The organism is Pseudarthrobacter sp. As-47 (assembly GCF_058215595.1).
Window position 1 is genome coordinate 4,042,947 of the sequence record NZ_CM177088.1, and the last position, 20,692, is coordinate 4,063,638.

Below are 20,692 nucleotides of genomic sequence, written 5' to 3' on the forward strand. Positions count from 1 at the left end.
CCCCTGTGTTTCCTGCTGCCTGTCGGCAGGTGCTCCCGGCGGGCCCTCGAACGGGTGGTTGCGTTCGGGCCGCCGGGGCTGTCTGTACTGCGGGAACAGGCCTGGGGCCGGTTCCCGCAGTAAAGACTAGCGATCAGCCCTTAGCGGACTGAAACGGAGGGGGTGTCCACTACGTTGCCGCCCTGGGCGGGAACAGCGGGGACGGCGGGCACCGCGGGCTCACCGTCAACGCCGGGAACGGCAGGCACTGCCGGGACGGCCGGAAGCTCGGGGCGCTCAACATCAACGGCTGCAGAGCCGTTTGCTGCGGCGCCGGCCTCGGCGGCTGCGTCAGCTTCGGTCACGACGTCGGCGCAGTAGGTTTCGATGTTCGCTTCGCCTTCCGCAGCGATCACCAGGGAGGAGAAGCCCTCGGAGGAAGCGTTCAGGCCGCCGTTGGTGAAGGCGGTGCACAGGCCGAAGGCTGCGGCGCCGGCTGCGTCAACGGCGGTGTCCGCGGCAGCAGAAGCGGAAGCGTTGGCGGAGGCGTTCTCGTTGGTGGCCTTGGCGTCGGCTGCGGCTGCGGCTGCGGCTGACGCCTCTGCGTCGGCAGCAACGTCGGCGTCGGCGTCTGCTGCGGTCTCGTTGCCGGCCTCGGCAGCGGTCTCGGCGGTGGCTTCCGCGGTGGCCCGCGCGTCACTGGCTGCTTCCGATGCGAGCTCCGGGGCGGGAGCGCCGAAGAGGTCGTGGGCGGTCTGCTGCGCCTGGGCGGGGAGGACGCCGGAAACGGCTGCGGCGCCGGTTCCGCCGACGGCAATGGTGCCGGCTGCCAGGACTCCGGCAGCGACTTTGCTGGTGGCGAGGACGGTGAACAACGACATTTAAAACTCCAAAACCTAGACAACACTTTCGATTCGGGCCCGTCGGGCGGGCCCATCACCTCCTACATCGCAGGGGACGGCGGAAAGGTTACGGGGGCGCTGAAACTTTTTCAGCGCGCCAGCATCGGTGGTCTGCTGACCGTGGAGGCTGGAGCCCGCTCACACCGCGTCGTGGCGCCTGGACATGGCCTCGCCACGCTTGTGACGTGCCAGAACTGCCTCGATGTTCGCGCGCTACCCCTCCAAGTGAAGTAGTCATCCCTCCGAACGGGATCCCAAGTTGACAGAAATCGCGGTTGCGTATTTGTAGTTCGGCCAGGGCTTCACAGTCACCGGTAGTGATCAGTCGGATGCGTGAGGTCATGGGTTTTTCCAGATCGGGTCCCTGGGGGTAGGCGATTGGCTGGCTTCGGGGCAAGACCCGAGGGGGATGACAAGCCGAGATGCTCGGGCGTCGTAACGGGGAGGCTGGGGTCGGCTAACCTGAACACGAGGTGGTCAGCGGCGTGAGCGTCACGTTGCGCATCGGGAGAAAACAGGGGGAAATATGCGAGTCTTTAAAGCTGGTTTGGTGACGGTCGCGGCAGCGTTCGTGGGCCTCGCGGGTATAGCGACGCCAGCGCAGGCCGCCACAGGATGGGACCGGTGTGAAGCTGGGTACTTCTGTGCGTTCACCGGGCCGAACGGCACTGGAGTGATCGCCCAGTACAAGGTCGGCGATCCGGACCTCTCCGACAATATCGGCCCGACAGGGATGGACGACAACATCGAAAGCATTTGGAACCGTACGGGTTCGATGTGGGGAGTGCATCGGCAGATCGGCGGGCAGCAGGGGTGGGCTATGGGGGCCGGCGCCAAGCTGGGATACCTCGGGGACTTTGCAAACAGGATCAGCGTAATCACCCGCTACTAATCACATATCGGTGTCCTGATCGGGGCCGGGCGCTCAAGCAGCCGTCTCGCGGAAACGCCCAGGTTTCCGCGAGACAGAGTCCCTGATCTTTCAATTTCAGTAGCTGCTGACCCCATTGCTGTGCGGTCAGCTTCTGAAGACGACAGCGGGAATAGTGCTGTGAACGCCACCGACGGCCGTGGCCACCCCCGCACGTTGCCCCAGTCGGGTCCCCCCTGTGCTTTGGAAGGCTCCAGCACATACATGTCGCCGTTCAGTTCGCCGGCTTCGCGTTCGGTTGCGGTGGTGACCTTGATAGCACCGCCAGCGACCAGCGCATCGACCTGGGCATCCAGGGACTGCCCCCGGGTACTGACCCGGGTATAACCAATCACGTTCCGGCTCACATAGCCGCGTCCCGGGGTCCCGCTTGACTGAAAACAGGTCAAATACCCTCTTTCCCCCTGTTCGACCAGCTTTGATACCGGCAATGGGTTCTGATCAAAAATAGCGGCCCCAAACGGCCTTTTTCGTGTGACTGTTGGCGGTAAATGGCGGCTTTTTCACGGCGTTGTCCGGCGGCGTGCTGCCCGGAATGAGAGCCCGGGGTGGCGTCCGCTGGGTTCCATTGCACATGAGTCGTTGGCCGTGTGCCGCTAAGGCAGCCTCTGACAACATTGCGGCGACGTCCCATTTCCGTTGCGTGCCGCGGCTCATTGGGTTATTGGGGAGCTGCCTTGGCTTCGCCGGGTCGGCGGTGCTGGGTGGTCACGGCAGCCGGCTTAGTCTTTCTATGAATTCGTCGGCCTGGGCCAGGTTCCTGGCCATTTTGGCGCGCTGGTGCACTGCCCTGTCCAGGAACCCTGCCAGCACCTCGGACTGTTCAGGGGCAGCGCCCTCCGGGCCGGCGAGCAGTGTAAGGATCTCGGTCATCTCGTCCAGCGAGAAACCCAGTGGCTTCATCTGCTTGATGACCATGAGGCGTTCGAAATCTTCCTCGGAGAAGACCCGGAACCCGCCCTCGGTCCGCGCTGTTGCAGGGAGAAGCCCGACGTCGTCGTAGTGGCGGATGGTCCGCAGGGACAGGCCCGTCCGCTCTGCCAGTTCGCCGATGTGCATGGTGTTGGTGCTGCTGGTCTTGGCTGTCATCAGCGCCTCCGTCCTCTTTCGGATTTAAACTCTACCATCACGTTAGGGTAGAGTTTTCGTATGGGGTGAGACCTTCAAGCGTAATTCCCCCACCTTCCCCGGCGCGGCGCTGCGCCCCCACAGTCATTAGCAAAAACGAAGCCGCACCCGCGCGCCTTCCTCACCATGAACGGAGCCAGCAATGGCCACCACACAAGCCGAACACCCCCCGGCGTTCACACCTGAACAGCTGCAATCCGTGCGTGGCACCCTGATGTCACCGCGCCGGCTCAAAACCGAGGTCCTCGCCGGACTTGTCGTCGCCCTGGCCCTGATCCCCGAAGCGATCGCCTTCTCGATCATCGCCGGCGTCGACCCAAGAATCGGACTCTTCGCGTCCTTCACCATGGCCGTCACCATCGCCTTCGTCGGCGGCCGCCCTGCCATGATCTCCGCCGCCACGGGCGCGATCGCCCTGGTCATTGCCCCGCTGGTGAAGTCCCACGGTGTGGACTACTTCATCGCCGCCGTGATTCTCGCCGGGATCTTCCAGATCATCCTGGGCCTGTCCGGGGTAGCGAAACTGATGAGGTTCATTCCCCGGTCGGTGATGGTGGGTTTCGTCAACGCGCTGGCCATCCTGATCTTCATGTCCCAGGTCCCCGAACTCCTCGGTGTCCCCTGGTTGGTTTACCCCCTCGTGGCCCTCGGCCTGGCCATCGTCTTCGGCCTGCCCAAACTCACCAAAGCAGTCCCGGCGCCCCTGGTGGCCATCATTGTGCTGACCCTGATCACCGTCTTCGCGGCCGTCGCCGTCCCCACCGTCGGCGACAAGGGCGAACTCCCGAATTCCCTGCCGACCCTGTTCATCCCGAACGTCCCGTTCAGCCTCGAGACGCTGCAGATCATCTTCCCCTTCTCCCTGGCCATGGCCTTCGTGGGCCTGCTCGAGTCCCTCATGACCGCCAAGCTCGTCGATGACGTCACCGATACCCGCTCCCACAAGACACGGGAAGCGTGGGGCCAGGGCGTGGCCAACATCGTCACAGGTTTCACCGGCGGGATGGGCGGCTGCGCGATGATCGGCCAGACCATGATCAACGTCAAAGCCTCCGGCGCCCGCACCCGGATCTCCACCTTCCTCGCCGGCGTGTTCCTGCTGATCCTCGTCGTTGCCCTGGGCGGCATCGTCTCTGTGATCCCCATGGCGGCGCTGGTGGCCGTGATGATCTTCGTGTCCGTCGCCACGTTCGACTGGCACAGCATCCACCCCCGGACGCTGAAGATGATGCCTAAGAGCGAAACGGCGGTCATGGTAGCAACGGTCATCGGAACCGTCGCCACCCATAACCTGGCCATCGGCGTCGGCGTGGGAGTCATGGTGGCCATGGTCCTGTTTGCCCGCCGGGTCGCGCACCTTGTCACGGTAGAGCGGACCGTCACCACCGTCGGCGGCCACGAAACTGCCACCTACGTGGTGGACGGCGAACTGTTCTTCGCTTCCTCCAACGACCTCTACACCCAGTTCGAATACGCTTTGGACCCCAACCACGTCGTCATCGACATGCACGCCTCCCACCTGTGGGACGCCTCCACCATCGCAGCCCTGGACGCCATCACCGAGAAATACCACCACCACGGCACGGACGTGAAAATCATCGGCCTCAACCAGGCCAGCACCGCCATGCGCGAACGCCTCGGCGGGAAACTCGGTGCCGGTCACTGACCCGGTGCCGCCCGGAACATCACAGGGCTTCCCTTCCTGGATGGAAGGGAAGCCCTGTGCTTGCATGGAGGCCTGCGGTGCTCAGCTCGCGCCGGGCCCGTCGACGGCCAAGGGCAGCAGCAGCCACCGGCGGCCGGTCCCCATGCCGTGGCGAAGGCTCAGTCTGAACCGTAGCGGTCAAGGATTGCCTGCATCTGCGTGATCTCCTCCTGCTGGGATTTCACGATGGAATCGCAGAGTTTGATGATCTCGGGATCGGTGATTTTTGATTCCTGGCATACGAGAAGTGCGCGGGAATGGTGCGGGATCATGGATTTGAGGAACTGCTCGTTGCCGACGAAGGTTTCGGTGCGGCCGAGGGCGAAGACGGCGGCGAACAGCACGGAGAAACCAACGAGCATGGCGATATTGGCCTTCTTATTGTGGAACATCGACCACATGCCCACGGTCATGACGACCGCCATCGCTGAGACCATCAGCAACGCCATCCAGAAGTTGCTCAGGTTGAAGTAGAAGTGATCGATGGACCGGACCATGGACATCGACAACACCCACATCAGGGCCAGACTGACCAGCAGGATGACACCGAATTTGAGATACATCCTGGACGAGGCCTGACCGCCGCCCTTGTCCTTATCGTCGTGAGCTTCGTGGGGATGCTGCCTGGGTTGCTGTTGCTGATGCCCCTGGGCGTTGTCCGGGTGGCTGCCGGGATGGTGTTCTGCTGTACTCATGGGAGTCTCCTTTCAAGTGGTGAGCCCTTCCCGCCCCCTTAGGAGCGGGAAGGTGCGCCAAACGTGAGTTCGGGCTTCTAGGCCAGTGAGGACAGAAGCTCCTGGCATGCGGTCTCGCAGCGGCGGCATGCTTCGGCGCATATCCGGCAGTGCTCGTGCATGCCGGCATGCTGTTCGCATTCCCCGGCGCACGCCGCGCACGCGGCGCGGCAGGCTTCGAGTATGGCGCGGGTGCTGGTGGCGTCATATCCCGTTCGCCGGGACAGAACATTGCCGGTAGCCGCGCAGATGTCCGCGCAATCCAGGTTGGTGCGGATGCAGGTGGTCAGGTCGGCAACCATCTCTTCGCCGAGGCAGGCGTCCGCGCAGGCGGTGCAGGTTTGTGCGCACGCGAAACAGGCTTCGATGCACTCCGCGAGCTTTTCCTTGTCCACCCCGCCAAGGTCTTTCGGGTAGGTGTTGAGCATGGTCGTGACGTGATGCGTCATGTGAATCTTCTCCTCATTCAGGATGCAGCCGACCTCAACCTCTGCAGGCCCGTCTGCTTTGTGCTTGTGTGGAGGACCGCGAGTGACACGGCCCGGAACCGGGCAGATCCGCCCAGGTCAAGACACTGATGAATGGGGCGCGGTCATGGCACCGCGCCGGCCGGGTTTACGTCCTGCTGATCGACAGGGCCGCCAGTGACGGCCTGAGATGGGCAGACTTCTCCAAGGCAGGATCAAACCCTGCAGCGGGCACAGGCCGGACGGGAAGGAAAGCCTTCGCCTCAGCCTCGGCCGCTGCTGCCGCCGCATCGCCTGGCAGCAGCCGGGAGGCCGGAACGACCGCCGCGGCTGAATCGTGACGGTCAAGACAGCAGGCTGCCTCCGACTGCGGCATGTGCTGCTGCGCTGCGGCGTGTCCGACCCCTGCGGCACTGCCGTGATGGACAGGTGCCGCAACGCTCTGACCCACCGCCATACCAGCGCCGGCGTGCCCCATCGGCATACACAGCGCAGCGCAAACGGTGAACGTGAAAATGGTCACCAGCCACAGACCCGCCACAACGCACACCATCCGAGTGGTGATGCGATGTCCGTCAAATGCCGCTGCTGAAATCGGTCAGCCCTCCGGTCCCGCCGGTCGATGTCTCTTCTCCACCCTAGTAAAAGATCAGCATACTTACTAGTGCTGGATGGTCGCTCGCAAGTGTCTTGTAAATCAAAAGCTTTCCAAGACACTGGTCCGGACCCAAGGAGGGGTTATCGGCCGGCCGAGAAAGCCGGGCACCCCGTTGTCTTGCAAACACGTCTCACCACAAAACGTCTCAGTGCAGGTCCGTGACGGACTTTTTGAGTCAAAATAGCCTCATGAGGCAATTGGGCTACTGTCGATTTCAGAAGCTGATTGCACAAATGTCAGAAGTCCTCTGCACAACTGCCGGCATTGATCGTCCAGGGCTCTGTTCGCTGGAGGATCCTCAGCTGGAATGATGAGAAGCATGGCTGCGTCCCGTCCCGATCCCCAGGCTCGCCTTGAAGGCGCCGTCGTCGTTCTTCGCGAGTTGATCGAGAATGACCTCCCGGCCCTATTCACAGCCATCGGAAAACCCGAGATATTCGCCGGCGGCTGGGGAGGAGGCATGGGGGCATATCGCGAGGACTTCGGGCAGTGGTCGGAGTTTCTGAGGCAATGGCTGCCCTGGCAACAAGGCAACGTGTACGCCGTATGTCTGCGTTCATTGGATGACCGGGTTATTGGCACCACCACGCTCGGCGACTTCGACCTGAAAAACGAGTCGGCGCACATCGGCTGGACGGCGTATTCCCCGGACGTCTGGGGAAGCGGAGTGAACGCTGACGCCAAGCGCCTCCTGCTGGGCACGGCCTTCACCCATGGATTTGAGCGGATCAGATTGCAGGCCGACGTACTAAACGTTCGGTCGCGGACGGCGATAGAACGGATCGGCGCCCAAGAAGAAGGAGTGCTCAGACATGTGCAACGGCGTGCGGATGGCAGTTGGCGAGACACGGCCGTTTACTCTGTTCTGCGCGAGGAATGGCCCCATGTACGCAATGTCCTCGATGAGCGTTTAGCAGCCCGCCGGGCGTGCTCCAGCTATAACCCGTCTCCGTAAGCCGATCCTTCGCGGGCGGCGGGTGAATCAACGTAGCGAATTGTGAACACGAGTGGAGAGCAACGGAGCTCTTGTGCACAGGAGTAGTGGGCAGCCCCTGGTCACAACCCGACTTCACAAAGCCCGGAATTCAGCGGGAAGTTGTGCAATCAGCTTCTGAAAACGACACCAGGCACTCCGGAACGCCGGCGCTTTTGATGAGCGCTATCCGAACCTGGTGGATGGCAGCTGTCGGCGACCGGGTTACGGGTCCTTAGATGACGTCCAGGCCGATACGGTGGGGAAGTGCATATTCGAGCTGTCCTCTTTGATCTGGACAACACCTTGTTTGATCATCGGGCATCTGCCCGCGCGGGACTGGAGGCCTTCCTGCGGCACCTGCAAGCTACCTCTTCGGCGGATCTGGCAAGTTCCTGGTTCGAGATTGAACAGCGCAGCTACGACCGGTTCCTGTTGAAGGAGATCTCCTTCCAGGAACAGCGGCGGGAAAGGCTCCGCCAATTCCTGCCCATGATTGGGTTGACCGGTCCTTTAGATGAGGGCCAACTGGATGATCTGTTCGTCACGTACCTTCAAAGCTACGAACGGGCATGGACGGCCTTTCGGGATGCCGCGCCCGTGCTGCAAGAGCTGCGAGCCAGCGGCATCACTGTCGGTGTCATTACTAATGGCAACCACCATCAGCAGAGCGCGAAAATCGAAAAAATCGGCCTTGGTCCCTTGCTGGATGGCGTGTTCAGCTCGGAATCGACCGGCTATGCCAAACCAGCCCCCGAGGCCTTCCTAATCCCGTGCGAAAGTATGGGCATATCGCCGGCAGAAACGCTGTACGTCGGGGACGACTATGCCACAGACATTGCAGGCGCAAGGAGTGCCGGACTACAAGCACTCCATCTCGACCGGCCAGCCGGCAGAGGCGAGGGGAAGATCCGCAGCCTCACGGAGTTGGTCCCCTTACGCGAGTATCCCAACTTGGAGCAAACCGACGACATGAAGTCCGCCCGAGCGCGACTCAAGGATCAAAGCTTCGAAGCCTCATGCGATTCGCAACTGTCTTCCCCGCTATGCGCTGATCTCGCCCGATAGACGATCGTTTCGTGAGTGATGAACTAGTCTGCCACGCCTACCGCGCACGTGCTGCTGAATACACGAACCTTCTAGGTTCCATCGAGGACATGCACGAAATGGACCGGCAGCGTATCGCACAATGGGCAGCTAGCGTCCCCGGAGCAGTCCTGGACGCCGGCTGCGGGCCGGGGCACTGGACCCACTTCTTGCACCAGCAGGGCATTGACGTGTCCGGCATTGATCTGATCCCTGAATTCATCAACACTGCACGCAGCCGCTTTCCGGAGGTGCCTTTTTGGGTCGGTTCACTTCGTTCACTCGATATCGCTCACGGCAGTCTGGGCGGCGTGCTGGCCTGGTACTCACTGATTCATCTGGACCCGGCGGAGCTGCCCGAGGTTATGGCTGAGCTGCATCGGGTACTCGCTCCGGGCGGGCACTTGCTTATTGGCTTCTTCGAAGGAGAGTCAGGGTTGCCCTTTGATCATGCGGTTATTCGGGCCTACTTCTGGTCCATCGAGCAGGTGAGCCAGCTGTTGCAGGACGCCGGCTTTGCTGTCCTTGAGGTGGAGACCCGGCACGACCCCCCGAACAGGCCTCATGCGGCCATCGTTGCGATTGCTGGCACACGCTAGCAAGAGCCGAGCACTACCAGCTGAGGTCCTGCTCTCCAAGGGAACAGAACCGGGGCGAGGTCCTGTCTGAGGAGTCGACAAGCTCGCGCAGCTCCCGGGCGGCAGTGCAAGGCTTCTTGGATGCGTCAACCTGTCCCATGCCGGTCGTCAGTTTTCCCGGATGGACTGCCCAGCAGCGGACTTTGCCCTGAAGGTCCTGGGCCAGGGACACAGTCAGCATGTTCTGCGCAGCCTTCGAGATCTTGTAGGCATAGCTCGTCGACAGCTCCGCGAAGTCGCCGTCGGCCTGTGCGCTCAGCGAGCCCAGCCGCGACGTGACGTTGACGATGATCGGATCGTGAGCAGCGAACAGGTTCGACAACAGGAACTGCACCAGTCGCAGCGGGCCGGCAACGTTAACATCGACTGAGTTGAGAACTCTTTCGGGATCTATGGAGCCGAGCGGGGCATGCGGCGCACCCTCGGCGGCATTGTTGATAATCAGATCCACCGGCCGCCCATCAACCGCATCCGCGAGTTCCTCGCTGGGCTCAGCACGAACGTCCCACTGCGCGAGTGAGACTGCCTTTGCACCTGGTTGGTCTACTCCGGCCCAAGGCGACTTCGTGATGGCGATGACGTCCCATCCGCACGCAGCAAATTCCTGCACCAGAGAACGCCCCAGCCCTCTACTTGCACCCGTGATGACGGCGAGCTTACTCATTTGAACAGGCTATTCGAAAGCAGTGTGTACTTTTCACCCCGCTTATTGGTCATGACAGGATCCTTCGCGGGCGGCGGGTGAATCGACGTAGCAAATTGTGAACACGAGTGCCGAGCAAAGGAGCTCTTGTGCACAGGAGTAGTGGGCAGCCCCTGGTCACAACCCGACTTCACAAAGCCCGGAATTCAGCGGGAAGTTGTGCAATGAGCTTCTGAAAACGACAGTAACGGAAGGTAGTTCGCGCCGCCGCCGGCTGTGGTCATCCCCGCAGGTTCGCCGCAGCTACAGCCCCCCTGTGCATGAATAGCCCCTATTGCTTCCAGGTCACGTAGGCACTCGTTCCTTGAGCGTCACCCCCGCTGGTGGCGTCCCTGCTGAAAAAAGCCAGCCACGGCCCGTGGCGCCTCAGGGGCGGTGGTCTTGGACCATGGGAAATATGTCTGTGGCATTTCTACGTGAGGCTGCCTTGCAGGCGCTTAATGGCGGCCCGTTCGACGAGTACGGGGACCATCGTCCTTACCGGGCCCGAATTGAAGGCCGAGTACTCTTCACAGACCGCGTCCTCAACGTCCGTCCGGGAGTATCCGGGAAACCTGCAGGCGAGGGTATTAATTACCGACACCACAGCGTGCTGCTCTTCATTGCGGTCCATCGTTCACCTCATCATTGAGCCTTTGCCACAGCTTGAATGATAAGCATGCTTTCTATTATTGTTGGGGTCAAGCTTCTTCGCCTGTCCCCCATCAGGCGGAGTGGTTGCCAGGAAAGCCCTGCAGTTCCAAGTGCTGCGGGGCTTTCCGCTACCCGCACTATGCGGCGGGTGTCAGGATCGGAACGGCAGAGGGAGTATGCAGTGGCTCAGGGCGACATCGAGACGTACTACGAAGACGGTGCCTGGAAGAACAAGCGTGAGGGCACTGACCGCGCGTTCGGCTCCGGCTACAGCACCAAGGACGAGGCAGTAGCCGCGGGCCGGGAAGCGGCACAGGCGGACAAGGTCGAGCACGTCATCAAGAACCAGGACGGCCAGATCGGTTCCAAGAACAGTTACGGCAACGATCCCAGGAACGTCCCGGGCTGAGTACAAACAGCACCCACGGGCGCTCGGGCGCCTGGGGACACAAGAAGGGCCGGCTCAAATGAGCCGGCCCTTCTGCGTTCTCCTCGGCAAAGGAAATCTACGGATTCAGCCTAGCTGAATGTTCTCGATGGTGCCTGCAGCTGCCAGGTGGACGTCGTTGTCCCCGGCAGCGCGGCACTTTTGGTGGTGCGTGGAATGGATGCGTCAATTGGCGGTCCGCCGCTGGTGATTGGCTGCTGTGGTTCGCCCTGGGCGGCGGACCGCCCGATTTCTGGAGGGTTCCGGGCCCTGACGTGGTGGGTGGCCGGGTCTTGCCGGGCGGGGTGTCCGCCCGGCAAGGGTGCTTTACGCGGCCGCGTCGTCCTCGTTTGGTTTCTGGCCGTCGATGATGATGGCTTCGACGTCGCTGGGGGTGTATCCCCATGTGACCAGCTGGTTCAGGTAGTCCCGGTGCGTCTGGCTGGGTGAGCGCCACGAGTCCTTGGCGATGGTCTTCTCATATCCCGCGCAGACCAGCGCAATCAGGGAGAACTCGGGCCGGGCTTCGGTTTTGGCGACGTGGTCCCGGAGAGGGTTCCAGCCCCAGCGGTCGGTTTCGTCGACCTTGGCACCAACCATTTCGGCAGCGACCTTTCCGTCGTATCCGCTGGCGGTTTCGGAGTGGTGGGTGATGGCGTGGACGGTGAAGTACTGCCAGCCCTTGGGTGCCTGCTTCCTGGCCAGCAGGGCTTTGACGAACTCGCGGCGGACCTTCGTCGCTGATTCCATGGCCTTGTTGTTGGCTATCAGGGTTTTCCGTTCGGCCTTCTGCTCATCGGTCATCGGGCCCTTCTGGGCCTGCGTCCCGCCGTTGTAGCGCTCGTACTTCGGGGTGAAGCCGAGATCCTTCCAGTCACTGATGACAGGCTCGGCCCTGTGCTCGCCCCGGTAGTTGGTGCTGATGATGTAGGCATTGGCGTCCTCGTCGGTTGCCGGTTCCCCGTCCGAGCGTTTGGCCGCTGAAACGTACAGGTTCTCCTCGTCGGCGTAGTGCCCGGCGTCTTCGACGATGGCCTTGCCCTGGGCGATCAGTTCTTCGATCAGCGCGGCAAGCTGGGCCTTGGATTCCCGGTCGTCGCGGAGCTTCTGGGCGATGTGGTCAAAGTACTGTGGTTCGTCCCGGATGACTGATTCGAGTTCCTCGATGGCATCCTGGTCTCCTTCAAATTCGGTCATCACCAGCGCCATGTCGAGGGTGTAGCCGCTCTCGAGGGCCTTCGTCCCGGTGGTGGACGCCTTGGCTTTGAGCGCGTTTTCGACCTTGTCCCGGGTCCTGCCTGTCTTCTTGGCGATGGCGGCCGCCGAGACGCCGATCAGGGACAGCTGGTGGTAGGCGTCTGCCTCGTCCGCTTCGGTCAGTTCGGCGCGCTGGATGTTTTCCACGACCTGCGTCACGATGCGCTCGGCTTCCTCCGGCGAGTCGATGATCAGGACCGGAATGAGGGGCCGTTCGGCTTCGACGGCGGCGCGGGTGCGGCGCTGGCCCATCAGCACATGCACGGTCCCGTCGTCCTTGCGGTGGGCGATCACCGGTTCCATCACCCCGTGTTCCTTGATGCTGGCGATGAAGTCAGCCGTCAGGGCGGCGTCCTTGCGGACGTTGATGTCCACGGTCAGGGTTGCCGGGTCGAGCATTTCAAGCGTGGGTGTTGCGTTCATGGTGTTGCTCCTTCTTGCCGAGAAGTTGGGTGGGTGGGGCGACCAATGGTGACCGGCCAGCTCCCCTCTCCCCCCGACGCTTCTATGTCTGTCAAGCGGGTGGAATGGGTGCGGGCGTGGACCCTGTTGTCGCCTGGGGCGGCTTTGGTGACCGGCCAGCTTCCCCTCTCCCCCCGTGTTGTTTTGGCTGCTGGCGAAGCTTGCGGAGCTGTGGCCGACGGAGGCCTGTCTACCCGCAGGGCAAGGGGCGGGAAATTCCCGGAGGAAATCAGCGACGAAGGAGCGCCGCAGGGACATTTCCTGCACCGCGGGCCCCGACGAAGGAGGGGCTAGACCGGCCGGAGCGGACACGTACAATCCGTCAGGACAGCAGCCAAAATGTCGAAGACAAGACAGGGCCAGGGGCGGCGGAGCCCTGCGGAGCCGGCACTGGCCCCACAGCCGGCCGCGCCAGCGGACGCCCATTCTGATCTTTGGTCCCTTAGGCTGAGGCCATGAACAACACCAGAAGAGCAACGCTCATTTGGTCGCTGGGGGCAGTTGTTTTCTCTCTCATCGGCGTATACATCGCACTGAGTTCCAACGGGGCTTGGTACTCCGTCGTTTCGGCAGTCATCCTGCTTCTCGCGGGAACCACTTTCGCGGCTCGTGCGATTTTGTCCCTCCACGCATCTGGTACGTAGCCCAACACGGGACACCGGCGTTAGCAGTAGACGCGAACTGATGACAGCTAAACAAGCCCCCTCTCACGGGTGGCGGCCGCCGACCGGGAGATCCATGAAGATCGTGGCTGTGGTGTTCAGTATTGCCGCCGGCACCTCCGTGGTGTTGGTGCCCGTTGACCTGATCATTGGTCGGCCTGCTGCCGGCGATATCTATATTGCGGTGCTAAACAGTGCTGTGGCCGCCGCTTGCTGGTGGATAGCCTCTGCAAGTCGGCGAGCCTAAGGAATCCGGCAGGACAGCAGCCAAAACAGAATGAGCGCTTCTGCAGCCCGAGCGGAGCGAGGTCCTTTAGCGGTTAAAGGGGCTGAGGCCGGCCCCTTGGGGCCGGCCTCAGTTTTTCCCTCAGCAAAAGGAAAACCAGTGCTGCAGCGTCATTGCTGCATGAAGTTATAGGTCCAGCGGGGATTTCTCCCAGGAGATATCAACGATGGGGGCGCCTGGCTGCGGCATGGTCAACATCGAGAGTTCGAGAACGTCCTGGGCGTGGGTGGCATCGGCGGGTGCGGCGTCGTCGTCGGTGAGGATGTACTCGTGGCTCATGTGCTGCCCCAGGCTGTTAGTGGATCATGTTCCTTTTCCACTGTAGCCCGGCGTTCAGCCGTTTCCGGCTTCTGGGGCTGCGCCCGCGGCAGCGTGATCGGCGGCCGGAGGAGATGTTCCTATAGACAACCCCTGTACCGATTTAGTTGCAGTCAAGTCTGAATCGGTGCCTCGTTTCCGCTTCAGCTTTAGGCTGGGGCAACACAGCTCATTCTGATTGGGGACAGAAATGAAACACACACTTTCCTTCGGTGCTTTGACCATCATTGCGTTCTCCCTGGCTTCCTGCTCCGCGGTAGCCCAAGACTCTCCGACGGCCAGCAGCTCGCCTTCTGTGGTGCAGGAGTTACCAACAGAGCTGCTTCTTAGTGAGGGTGGCAAAAAGGCCGTAGTGCATTCTGGCCCGTCAACCGCTCCGAGAGAAGACGCCCAGCTTACGGGACGTCTCGATAATGATGGAGCGGGCTGCTTTATCGTCCGCGCGGACGACGGTGATGATTACACGTTGGTCTTTCCTGAAGGTACGAAGTTCGATGGTGAGTCATTGGTCCTTCCTGACAGCTCGTCCGTATCCGAGGGTGAGTCGGTTTCTCTGTCCGGTGCTCGTGTTCCCGGCAATGAAAGCCTGAGCATGTGTCTGAACTACGCCCGGCTCCTATCGGTGGAAACGGCCTCAGTCGCTTCTTAGCGCCTTGGACTGTCAGCCAGTTTGAGACTGTCCGCTGTCCGAAAAGTTTTCCGCGAGGTTTAGAGTCATAGGAAGAATGAAATGGGGGATTTCAATGGAGAAGACGGATAGCCCGGCTACGGGGAGTACGGTTTCAACTTCGAAGCGAAGCTCGGCGCTTTCAGTTGTAATCGCTGGAGTCGGTTCCTTGGTGGTGATCTGCTTGACGGGTTACCTCACGATGCAGCTGCAGCTGTCCGAGATTCATGCTGTCTTGGGTCTCGATGGGCGCGCTGTTGGAGTTCCCGGCGACTGGTTGCCGTACGTGTGGCGGCTCTGTCTCGTTCTTGTCGGGCTTGCAGCAGTCCTCACATACCGCCTGCTCGTACACGGCACACCCGCCCGCCTTGTCGCTCTTGCACTTCTGACTGTCGCTGCTTTGTGGGCCACCCCGCTTGCATCAGGAGGACCCCGTGCCGGCGAGGAACACTACCCGCTGCTGGTGTACATCTTGATAGAAGGGGCCAAATCGCCCCTAGTCCTCTCTCTTATTGGTGCCCTTCTAGCTGGTCTAGTTGCAAGCCGCAGCAAGAGACGCGCCGAGTAGTCTTCCTCGTTGTCAGCCAGACTTCCAGGTTGCCCTTATCTTGTCTGGGTCAGGTCCCTTTTGAGGCTGTAGTAGAGCTCGCGGGCGATGAAGCGTTTGAGGCAGCGGATGGCGTCGGCTGATGAGTGCCCTTGAGCACGTTTGCGGTCACGGTATGCCTGGCTCCTTGGGTCATAGCGAAGTCGGCAGATGGCTATGAGGTAGATGACCCTGTTGGCTTGGCGGTTGCCTCCCCGGTGGAGCCGCATGCGGTGTGATTTCCCGGAGGAGACGGGGATGGGAGCGACGCCGCAGAGCCGGGCGAACGCGGCTTCGTTGCGGAAGCGCTCGAAGTTCTCACCGGCGGTTATGAGTAGTTGGGCGACACTGACGGGGCCGACTTGGGGCAGCGCCAGGGTGTTGGGTGCCACGGCGGAGACCAGCCGAGTCAGATGCTTGTCTACCTCGTTGATTTCGGCCGTGAACTCGTAAACGCGGCGGCCGAGCTCCCGCAGTGCGTATTTCACTGCCTGCTCGGGCTCGTGGATCCGGCTCAGATCCGGCCGCAGGGCGCGGGCTTGAGTGGCTTTGCCCTCGAGGGTTCTGGCGGTCAGCCTGGTCCTGAGATGATCCGGTGCGGTGAGCAGAACATCCCGCAGCTGAACACATGCCGCGCTGCGGGCCTTGATCGCAGAGTCTCTGACCAGGTGAAGATTGCGGATTGCTTCGACCGCTCCGGTGGTGTCCTTCGCTGGATCTGTGCATTCACCAGAGAGAACTTTGCGGGCAGCAGCTTCAGCGTCGACAGCGTCGCTCTTACCGACGCGGTGACGGACTTGAGAGTGGCTCTTGTTTACCTCTACGACATCGATCCCTGCCGCGAGAAGGTGCCGGGTCAGGCCCGCGCCGTAGGATCCGGTGCATTCGATGCCGAATGCGTTGATGATGCCGAAGCTTGCTGCCCAGTCCAGCAGTTGTTGGTAGCCCCCGCGGTCCGAGGGGAATTCTCGGTCGCCGAGCATTCGCCCGTCCTGATCTACTGCAGCTGCATGGTGGACCAGCTGGTGGGTGTCCACTCCGATGGTTACAGCCTTGGCGGGGTGTGTCGTTGTCAGAGTCATGCCGCCTCATTCCTGTCGAGGTTGAGAATGGCGAGCACGATTGACCGGGCCGGGCGGACAAAGCACTGAAAAGCTAAGCTGCACGTTCCTATCAAGTCACGACTCCGTCCGGCCCGGTCGCCCTAGGTGAGTGGCAGGACAGCTGTACCGACAGATCTCCGCATAGACAGATTCATGCACCAAGTACCGAACGTCACGCAGCGGGCAAGTCAGGAACTGCTCCCCTGCCACAGTCTCATTCTCGGCAGTTGGCCTGTCTCCAAACATCAGGCTCGCCATAGCCAAACCTTTGGTTCGAGACGGGCAGAGCAATCGAACCGACAAATCTCCTCCAATACAGATCCGGTCCTGTGCCGAACGTCAACATGCGGGTAAGCCAGGAACTACTGCCCTGCCACAGTTGCAATTCTCCTCAGTGCGCACGCGGGGGAGGCCGCCCCCGCACCCATGGGGCCGGACCGTTGTCCCGGCCCGGCCCCCACCCGTTTAGCGGTGCCGCTTGTAGGCGGTGTCCTGGTTCTTGGCGACGGGGGCGATGGTTCCCCGGCTCACCAGTTGGTCCATGAGTTCCGCGAGCCGGTAGCCTGGCGTGTCAGTCAGGGCGAGCTTGAAGTGGTCTCCGGCTACTGATGATTGGCCTTTGAGGTACGCCAGCCATCCGATCAGGGTCAGCAGGGGCGCCCGGTAGCCTTCCGGCGCGGCGTCAATGAGATCCCGGGCAGTTTCCTGCGCCCGGTCCACTCGGTCCCAGTCCGGGGCGATACCCTCCCCCACGAGCAGATTCCCGCTTCCCTCGGCGTCCGGCAGTTCCGGGTCGATCACGTTGCAGAGCAACGTGTCGCGCAGGTCCGGGCGCTGGAAGCATGCCAGCAGCTCCACCGCCGTCTGCGGATCCGTCCACCCGTCGCGGGTCAGGGCCTCGGCCCACAGTTCCCGGCCCGGAGCCAGCTCCGCGCCGAGCACACCTGGGAGCGCGTGACGGATCTGCTCCTCCCTCTCTGCCGGGCCTGCGAACGGCGCGTAACTGGTGCCGGGCGTCTTTTGGTAGCTGCTGCCACGGAACACCAGTTCCGCGTTCAGCTGCCCGTCCGTGATGGACTCCAGCGGTTCGGGCGGGCAGCACCCGGCGTCGCTGTCACACAGCAGGTTTTGCCAGTGCGACGGGGTGACCAGCCAAGCGTCCTGCAACGGGGTGCCTCCGGTGTCCAGCGCGTCGATGACGGCTTCGACGTGGTCGTGGAAGGGGCGGGGCTCTCCGAGGGCGGGGGTGCTGGCAGTGTAAATGGCCAGCAGCACCGCGGTTGCCTGAGTGTCCAGTGCGAGGTAGTCCACCATGGAGCGGGCGAAACCGGCGGGTTCCGCGACCGCGGGGACGTCCACGCGCAGTGTCGCGCCCAGCGTCTTGCCCCGCATGGTCAGGAACACAAAGGATTCACGCGGTACGAACCCGAGGGAGTGCGGGATGAAGCCGAGGATGTCGGCGGGGCTGGAAATGCGGATTGCGTCATTCATGGTTCGAAGTCCTTTGCTGAGGAGTAGGCGGGCGGGGCGGCTTTGGTGACCGGCCAGCTTCCCCTCTCCCCCCGTGTTGTTTTGGCTGCTGGCGAAGCTTGCGGAGCTGTGGCCGACGGAGGCCTGTCTACCCGCAGGGCAAGGGGCGGGAAATTCCCGGAGGAAATCAGCGACGAAGGAGCGCCGCAGGGACATTTCCTGGACCGCAGGCCCCGACGAAGGAGGGGCTAGACCGGCCGGAGCGGACACGTACAATCCGACAGGACAGCAGCCAAAGCATCGTCGTAGACAGAACAGGGCCAGGGGCGGCGGAGCCCTGCGGAGCCGGCACTGGACCCCGCAGCCGGCCGCGCCAGCGGACGCCCCTTTTCCTGGTGAGCCCTGCGAACCTCCCATCAGCACCCCGGGTCTTCTTTCGGCGTCCCTTGGCATCGGCGGCCGCGCGCCCCCGGTCGCCGGAACTGAGTGTGCGAACGGCGGTCCGCCGCAGCCGACCCACCGCGCACGCCGGCCACGACGGCGGACCGCCCGCGGTGACCGCCCCGGTAAGGGACGGCCACCTGAAAGGACTACCCTGCGAGGAGCTCGGCCAGTTCGGCCGCCTCGGACACCAGCACCGCCCCGCCTTCCTTGAGAAGCCGGTGGCATCCTGCAGAGTTCGCGCTGTGCACGCTGCCGGGGACGGCGGCGACGTGCCGGGCAATGGTCTCGGCATGGTGGGCGGTGTTCAACGCCCCGGAGCGCCACCGAGCCTCCACGACACACGTCACCCCTGCAAGGGCGGCGATGATGCGGTTCCTCTGAAGGAAGCGGTACCGGGTCGGGGCGGAACCGGGCGGGAGCTCTGAGATCGTCAGGCCATTGGCACGGATCACGGCGGCGAGGTCGGCGTTTCCGGACGGGTAGTCGCGGTCCAGTCCTCCGGCGAGGACGGCGATGGTGGCGGGACCGTTGCCGTTGCTTCCGGCCAGTGCGGCGCGGTGGGCGTGGGCGTCGATGCCGTAGGCGAGGCCGGCGATGACGCAGATTCCGCGCTGGGCCAGGCTGTAGGCGATGTCTCCGGTGACGGTCGCGCCGTAGCTGGTGCAGTCCCGTGATTCGGCCAGTGCCGCGCAGTTGGACGGGTCGGGGATGCCGTTCCCGATGTTGCCCCGGTACCAGAGACCGAAGGGTGCGTCCGGGAGGTCGTCCAGACCGGTGGGCCAGTGCTCGTCGCCGGGGATGAGGAACCCGCCGCCGAGGCGTTCGATGGTGGCTAGGTCTTTTTCCGGGTCCAGATCCGGCACGCGGGGGGCCCAGCGCTTCAGCGCGTCGGCCAGTTCCTCGGGTGTCACGTCTGGGAGGGTGTGGGCGGGTTGGGCGCCGGTGGCGAGCCGCAGCGCGGCGTACGCGCCGAGCCTGCCCACGAGGGTCCGCCCAACTGTGTCGTTTGGTTCGAACAGGCGGGTCAGGGCTGCACGTGCAATGCGATCGTTCATAGTTTCTCTTCTCCTTTGCTGAGGATCCGGTGGGTGAGGCGGCCTTGGTGACCGGCCAGCTTCCCCTCTCCCCCGGGCGTTTTTTGCCTGCTGGCGGAGCATCGCGGAGCTGTGCCCGACGGAGTCGGGGCAACCCGAAGGGCAAGCAGTGGATGGGTTGTGGGAGGAAATAAGCGAAGCGCCGACACAAGGCATCGGCTGTGCAGCCGTCCGCAGGACGGTTGAGCCGGTGGAGCGGGCACGTACGATCCGGAGGACAGCAGCAAAAAACAGAAAAGCGCTTCTACAGTCCGAGCGAAGCGAGGTCCGTGCAGTAGACCTGGGCGCTGGCTAAGTGAGGCCGGAAATCCAAGCCAGGCCGGGCGTAATTTCCGGGCTAAATCGTGGTGCTCCCGCGTGCAGCATGGGCTTGCTGGTGGCGGTAGAGCGTTGCGCGGCTCCAGCCAACGAGACGGGCAGCGTCCTCGGCGGTGCGGCCTTTGGCGCGGGCGTCCTGGGCGATTGCGAGTTTGTCCGCGATGACGGCCGGGTCGGACTGCGGGCGGCCGAAGCGTGTGCCGTTTTGTCGTGCTGCGGAGATGCCGGCGTTGACCCGCTCGACGATGAGCTCGCGCTCGTACTCGGCAAGAGTTGCGAGCATGTTCAACATCAACCGGCCGGTCGAGGTTGCCGGGTCGATGCCATCGGAGATAGACCGGACCTGGATACCGCGGCCGCGCAGCAGGGCCACCGTGTTCAGCACATCAATGAGCGACCGGCCCAGCCGGTCGACCCGCCACACAACGACGGTGTCGCCTTCCTCGGCGTACTCGAGGAGTTTTTTCATTCCCGGACGCTCGATCGCCGCCTTGCTACCGGAGGTCACATCGGCGAAGACATCGCGTTTTTGCACACCGGCGGCGACCAGTGCATCCAGCTGCAGCTGGGCATCTTGGCTGGAAGTACTGACGCGGGTGTAACCCAGTAGCCTCACGAGGCAATTTTGACTCGAAAAGCCCCCGATGCACCCGCGACGAGACGATTTGCTGCGAGACGCCTTTACGAGACGTCGAGTGGCCCGCTGTTCCGCCCGTTCGCGCGCCCGCCGTTGTCCCGATTGAGGCTCGCGTCAGTGTCTTGAAAAGCTGTTGTTTTCCTAGGCAGCTGCTCACGCCCTCAACTCAGCAGGCGGAGTCCCCGGCGCCTGTTAGTAGGCGGCCACTGAGGCCCCCAATACTGCGGAGCGCAGGCTCACGTTTATGAGTGGCCCGGGAGAAGCAATCAATCTCGACGCAAGCCTCTGCTCTTCCTCCACATCGTCAAACCCACAGCCAGCCACACAACTCCAAATGCGAGTGCGAGGATGGGCTTCCAAATGTCGGCTCCTTCTAGTAGTCCACTGATTCCCAGCCATCCCCACACCAAAGTGCCAAGGATGG

General features: G+C 62.7%; 20 protein-coding genes. 8 read left to right on the forward strand and 12 right to left on the reverse strand.

Going from position 1 to position 20,692, the window contains the following annotated elements:
- Positions 1 to 140: 140 nt before the first annotated feature.
- Entirely contained in the window at positions 141 to 860 is a 720-nt protein-coding gene (locus AC4BCK_RS18755; RefSeq protein ID WP_490566329.1) for a protein tyrosine phosphatase, read from the reverse strand.
- A 547-nt stretch (positions 861 to 1,407) separates the two neighbouring features.
- Here AC4BCK_RS18755 and AC4BCK_RS18760 point away from each other — a divergent pair.
- Entirely contained in the window at positions 1,408 to 1,773 is a 366-nt protein-coding gene (locus tag AC4BCK_RS18760; RefSeq protein ID WP_188812199.1) for a peptidase inhibitor family I36 protein, read from the forward strand.
- Positions 1,774 to 2,520: 747 nt separating this feature from the next.
- Here AC4BCK_RS18760 and AC4BCK_RS18765 read toward each other — a convergent pair.
- Positions 2,521 to 2,901 (reverse strand): MerR family transcriptional regulator, encoded by a 381-nt coding sequence (locus AC4BCK_RS18765; RefSeq protein WP_174175252.1) that lies wholly within the window; start codon positions 2,899 to 2,901, stop codon positions 2,521 to 2,523.
- Positions 2,902 to 3,082: 181 nt separating this feature from the next.
- On the opposite strand from AC4BCK_RS18765, the gene AC4BCK_RS18770 reads away from it, so the two are divergent.
- Positions 3,083 to 4,606, forward strand: coding sequence for a SulP family inorganic anion transporter (locus AC4BCK_RS18770; protein WP_174175254.1), 1,524 nt, complete (start codon positions 3,083 to 3,085; stop codon positions 4,604 to 4,606).
- 158 nt (positions 4,607 to 4,764) lie between these two features.
- Here AC4BCK_RS18770 and AC4BCK_RS18775 read toward each other — a convergent pair whose 3' ends face one another.
- Together AC4BCK_RS18775 and AC4BCK_RS18780 are read right to left on the reverse strand one after the other, a co-directional pair.
- Positions 4,765 to 5,340, reverse strand: coding sequence for a DUF305 domain-containing protein (locus AC4BCK_RS18775; RefSeq protein ID WP_246255903.1), 576 nt, complete (start codon positions 5,338 to 5,340; stop codon positions 4,765 to 4,767).
- A gap of 77 nt (positions 5,341 to 5,417) precedes the next feature.
- The gene (locus AC4BCK_RS18780; RefSeq protein ID WP_174175256.1) at positions 5,418 to 5,828 is read right to left on the reverse strand and encodes a four-helix bundle copper-binding protein; all 411 of its coding nucleotides are present in this window, start codon (positions 5,826 to 5,828) and stop codon (positions 5,418 to 5,420) included.
- A gap of 995 nt (positions 5,829 to 6,823) precedes the next feature.
- Here AC4BCK_RS18780 and AC4BCK_RS18785 point away from each other — a divergent pair.
- The 3 genes from AC4BCK_RS18785 to AC4BCK_RS18795 all read left to right on the forward strand — a co-directional run bounded on the left by AC4BCK_RS18785 (position 6,824) and on the right by AC4BCK_RS18795 (position 9,162).
- Entirely contained in the window at positions 6,824 to 7,459 is a 636-nt protein-coding gene (locus AC4BCK_RS18785; protein ID WP_400513058.1) for a GNAT family N-acetyltransferase, read from the forward strand.
- Between the two features lie 285 nt (positions 7,460 to 7,744).
- Complete coding sequence (locus tag AC4BCK_RS18790) at positions 7,745 to 8,545, forward strand: HAD family hydrolase (RefSeq protein ID WP_400513056.1); 801 nt, start codon at positions 7,745 to 7,747, stop codon at positions 8,543 to 8,545.
- 11 nt (positions 8,546 to 8,556) lie between these two features.
- Entirely contained in the window at positions 8,557 to 9,162 is a 606-nt protein-coding gene (locus AC4BCK_RS18795) for a class I SAM-dependent methyltransferase (protein WP_400513055.1), read from the forward strand.
- Positions 9,163 to 9,175: 13 nt separating this feature from the next.
- Here AC4BCK_RS18795 and AC4BCK_RS18800 read toward each other — a convergent pair whose 3' ends face one another.
- Positions 9,176 to 9,865: an SDR family NAD(P)-dependent oxidoreductase gene (locus tag AC4BCK_RS18800; protein ID WP_400513053.1), complete on the reverse strand. Its 690-nt coding sequence runs from the start codon at positions 9,863 to 9,865 to the stop codon at positions 9,176 to 9,178.
- 451 nt (positions 9,866 to 10,316) lie between these two features.
- Positions 10,317 to 10,517, reverse strand: coding sequence for a three-helix bundle dimerization domain-containing protein (locus AC4BCK_RS18805; protein WP_400513147.1), 201 nt, complete (start codon positions 10,515 to 10,517; stop codon positions 10,317 to 10,319).
- 201 nt (positions 10,518 to 10,718) lie between these two features.
- Here AC4BCK_RS18805 and AC4BCK_RS18810 point away from each other — a divergent pair, with 201 nt between their 5' ends.
- Positions 10,719 to 10,946, forward strand: coding sequence for a DUF2188 domain-containing protein (locus AC4BCK_RS18810; RefSeq protein WP_306971229.1), 228 nt, complete (start codon positions 10,719 to 10,721; stop codon positions 10,944 to 10,946).
- 345 nt (positions 10,947 to 11,291) lie between these two features.
- Here AC4BCK_RS18810 and AC4BCK_RS18815 read toward each other — a convergent pair whose 3' ends face one another.
- Positions 11,292 to 12,644, reverse strand: a complete 1,353-nt coding sequence (locus tag AC4BCK_RS18815) for a ParB/RepB/Spo0J family partition protein (protein ID WP_400513149.1) — start codon at positions 12,642 to 12,644, stop codon at positions 11,292 to 11,294.
- 777 nt (positions 12,645 to 13,421) lie between these two features.
- Between AC4BCK_RS18815 and AC4BCK_RS18820 the strand changes: the two genes are divergently transcribed.
- Positions 13,422 to 13,592, forward strand: coding sequence for a hypothetical protein (locus tag AC4BCK_RS18820; protein ID WP_490566330.1), 171 nt, complete (start codon positions 13,422 to 13,424; stop codon positions 13,590 to 13,592).
- 165 nt (positions 13,593 to 13,757) lie between these two features.
- On the opposite strand, the gene AC4BCK_RS18825 is transcribed toward AC4BCK_RS18820, so the two are convergent.
- Entirely contained in the window at positions 13,758 to 13,910 is a 153-nt protein-coding gene (locus tag AC4BCK_RS18825; RefSeq protein WP_174182301.1) for a hypothetical protein, read from the reverse strand.
- 229 nt (positions 13,911 to 14,139) lie between these two features.
- Here AC4BCK_RS18825 and AC4BCK_RS18830 point away from each other — a divergent pair, with 229 nt between their 5' ends.
- Positions 14,140 to 14,598 carry a hypothetical protein gene (locus tag AC4BCK_RS18830; protein WP_400513151.1) on the forward strand — a complete coding sequence of 153 codons (459 nt, stop codon included), beginning with the start codon at positions 14,140 to 14,142 and terminating at the stop codon, positions 14,596 to 14,598.
- Between the two features lie 621 nt (positions 14,599 to 15,219).
- Here the strand turns inward: AC4BCK_RS18830 and AC4BCK_RS18835 are convergent.
- From AC4BCK_RS18835 to AC4BCK_RS18850, 4 genes are all read right to left on the reverse strand, one after another.
- Complete coding sequence (locus AC4BCK_RS18835; protein ID WP_400513152.1) at positions 15,220 to 16,284, reverse strand: IS110 family RNA-guided transposase; 1,065 nt, start codon at positions 16,282 to 16,284, stop codon at positions 15,220 to 15,222.
- A 486-nt stretch (positions 16,285 to 16,770) separates the two neighbouring features.
- The gene (locus tag AC4BCK_RS18840; protein ID WP_174182280.1) at positions 16,771 to 17,796 is read right to left on the reverse strand and encodes a DUF4192 domain-containing protein; all 1,026 of its coding nucleotides are present in this window, start codon (positions 17,794 to 17,796) and stop codon (positions 16,771 to 16,773) included.
- A 569-nt stretch (positions 17,797 to 18,365) separates the two neighbouring features.
- Positions 18,366 to 19,274 (reverse strand): DNA-processing protein DprA, encoded by a 909-nt coding sequence (dprA, locus tag AC4BCK_RS18845; RefSeq protein WP_400513155.1) that lies wholly within the window; start codon positions 19,272 to 19,274, stop codon positions 18,366 to 18,368.
- A gap of 376 nt (positions 19,275 to 19,650) precedes the next feature.
- Positions 19,651 to 20,247 (reverse strand): recombinase family protein, encoded by a 597-nt coding sequence (locus AC4BCK_RS18850; protein WP_174181316.1) that lies wholly within the window; start codon positions 20,245 to 20,247, stop codon positions 19,651 to 19,653.
- Between the last annotated feature and the right edge of the window lie 445 nt (positions 20,248 to 20,692).

Excerpts from the sequence above, each read along its gene's own strand:
- AC4BCK_RS18785 (WP_400513058.1), top strand. The coding sequence starts at position 6,824 with ATGGCTGCGTCCCGTCCCGATCCCCAGGCTCGCCTTGAAGGCGCCGTC.
- AC4BCK_RS18780 (WP_174175256.1), bottom strand. The coding sequence starts at position 5,828 with ATGACGCATCACGTCACGACCATGCTCAACACCTACCCGAAAGACCTT.
- AC4BCK_RS18755 (WP_490566329.1), bottom strand. The coding sequence starts at position 860 with ATGTCGTTGTTCACCGTCCTCGCCACCAGCAAAGTCGCTGCCGGAGTC.
- AC4BCK_RS18830 (WP_400513151.1), top strand. The coding sequence starts at position 14,140 with ATGAAACACACACTTTCCTTCGGTGCTTTGACCATCATTGCGTTCTCC.
- AC4BCK_RS18760 (WP_188812199.1), top strand. The coding sequence starts at position 1,408 with ATGCGAGTCTTTAAAGCTGGTTTGGTGACGGTCGCGGCAGCGTTCGTG.
- AC4BCK_RS18775 (WP_246255903.1), bottom strand. The coding sequence starts at position 5,340 with ATGAGTACAGCAGAACACCATCCCGGCAGCCACCCGGACAACGCCCAG.
- AC4BCK_RS18765 (WP_174175252.1), bottom strand. The coding sequence starts at position 2,901 with ATGACAGCCAAGACCAGCAGCACCAACACCATGCACATCGGCGAACTG.
- AC4BCK_RS18800 (WP_400513053.1), bottom strand. The coding sequence starts at position 9,865 with ATGAGTAAGCTCGCCGTCATCACGGGTGCAAGTAGAGGGCTGGGGCGT.
- AC4BCK_RS18840 (WP_174182280.1), bottom strand. The coding sequence starts at position 17,796 with ATGAATGACGCAATCCGCATTTCCAGCCCCGCCGACATCCTCGGCTTC.
- AC4BCK_RS18835 (WP_400513152.1), bottom strand. The coding sequence starts at position 16,284 with ATGACTCTGACAACGACACACCCCGCCAAGGCTGTAACCATCGGAGTG.
- AC4BCK_RS18825 (WP_174182301.1), bottom strand. The coding sequence starts at position 13,910 with ATGAGCCACGAGTACATCCTCACCGACGACGACGCCGCACCCGCCGAT.
- AC4BCK_RS18770 (WP_174175254.1), top strand. The coding sequence starts at position 3,083 with ATGGCCACCACACAAGCCGAACACCCCCCGGCGTTCACACCTGAACAG.
- dprA (WP_400513155.1), bottom strand. The coding sequence starts at position 19,274 with ATGAACGATCGCATTGCACGTGCAGCCCTGACCCGCCTGTTCGAACCA.
- AC4BCK_RS18815 (WP_400513149.1), bottom strand. The coding sequence starts at position 12,644 with ATGAACGCAACACCCACGCTTGAAATGCTCGACCCGGCAACCCTGACC.
- AC4BCK_RS18820 (WP_490566330.1), top strand. The coding sequence starts at position 13,422 with ATGAAGATCGTGGCTGTGGTGTTCAGTATTGCCGCCGGCACCTCCGTG.
- AC4BCK_RS18805 (WP_400513147.1), bottom strand. The coding sequence starts at position 10,517 with ATGGACCGCAATGAAGAGCAGCACGCTGTGGTGTCGGTAATTAATACC.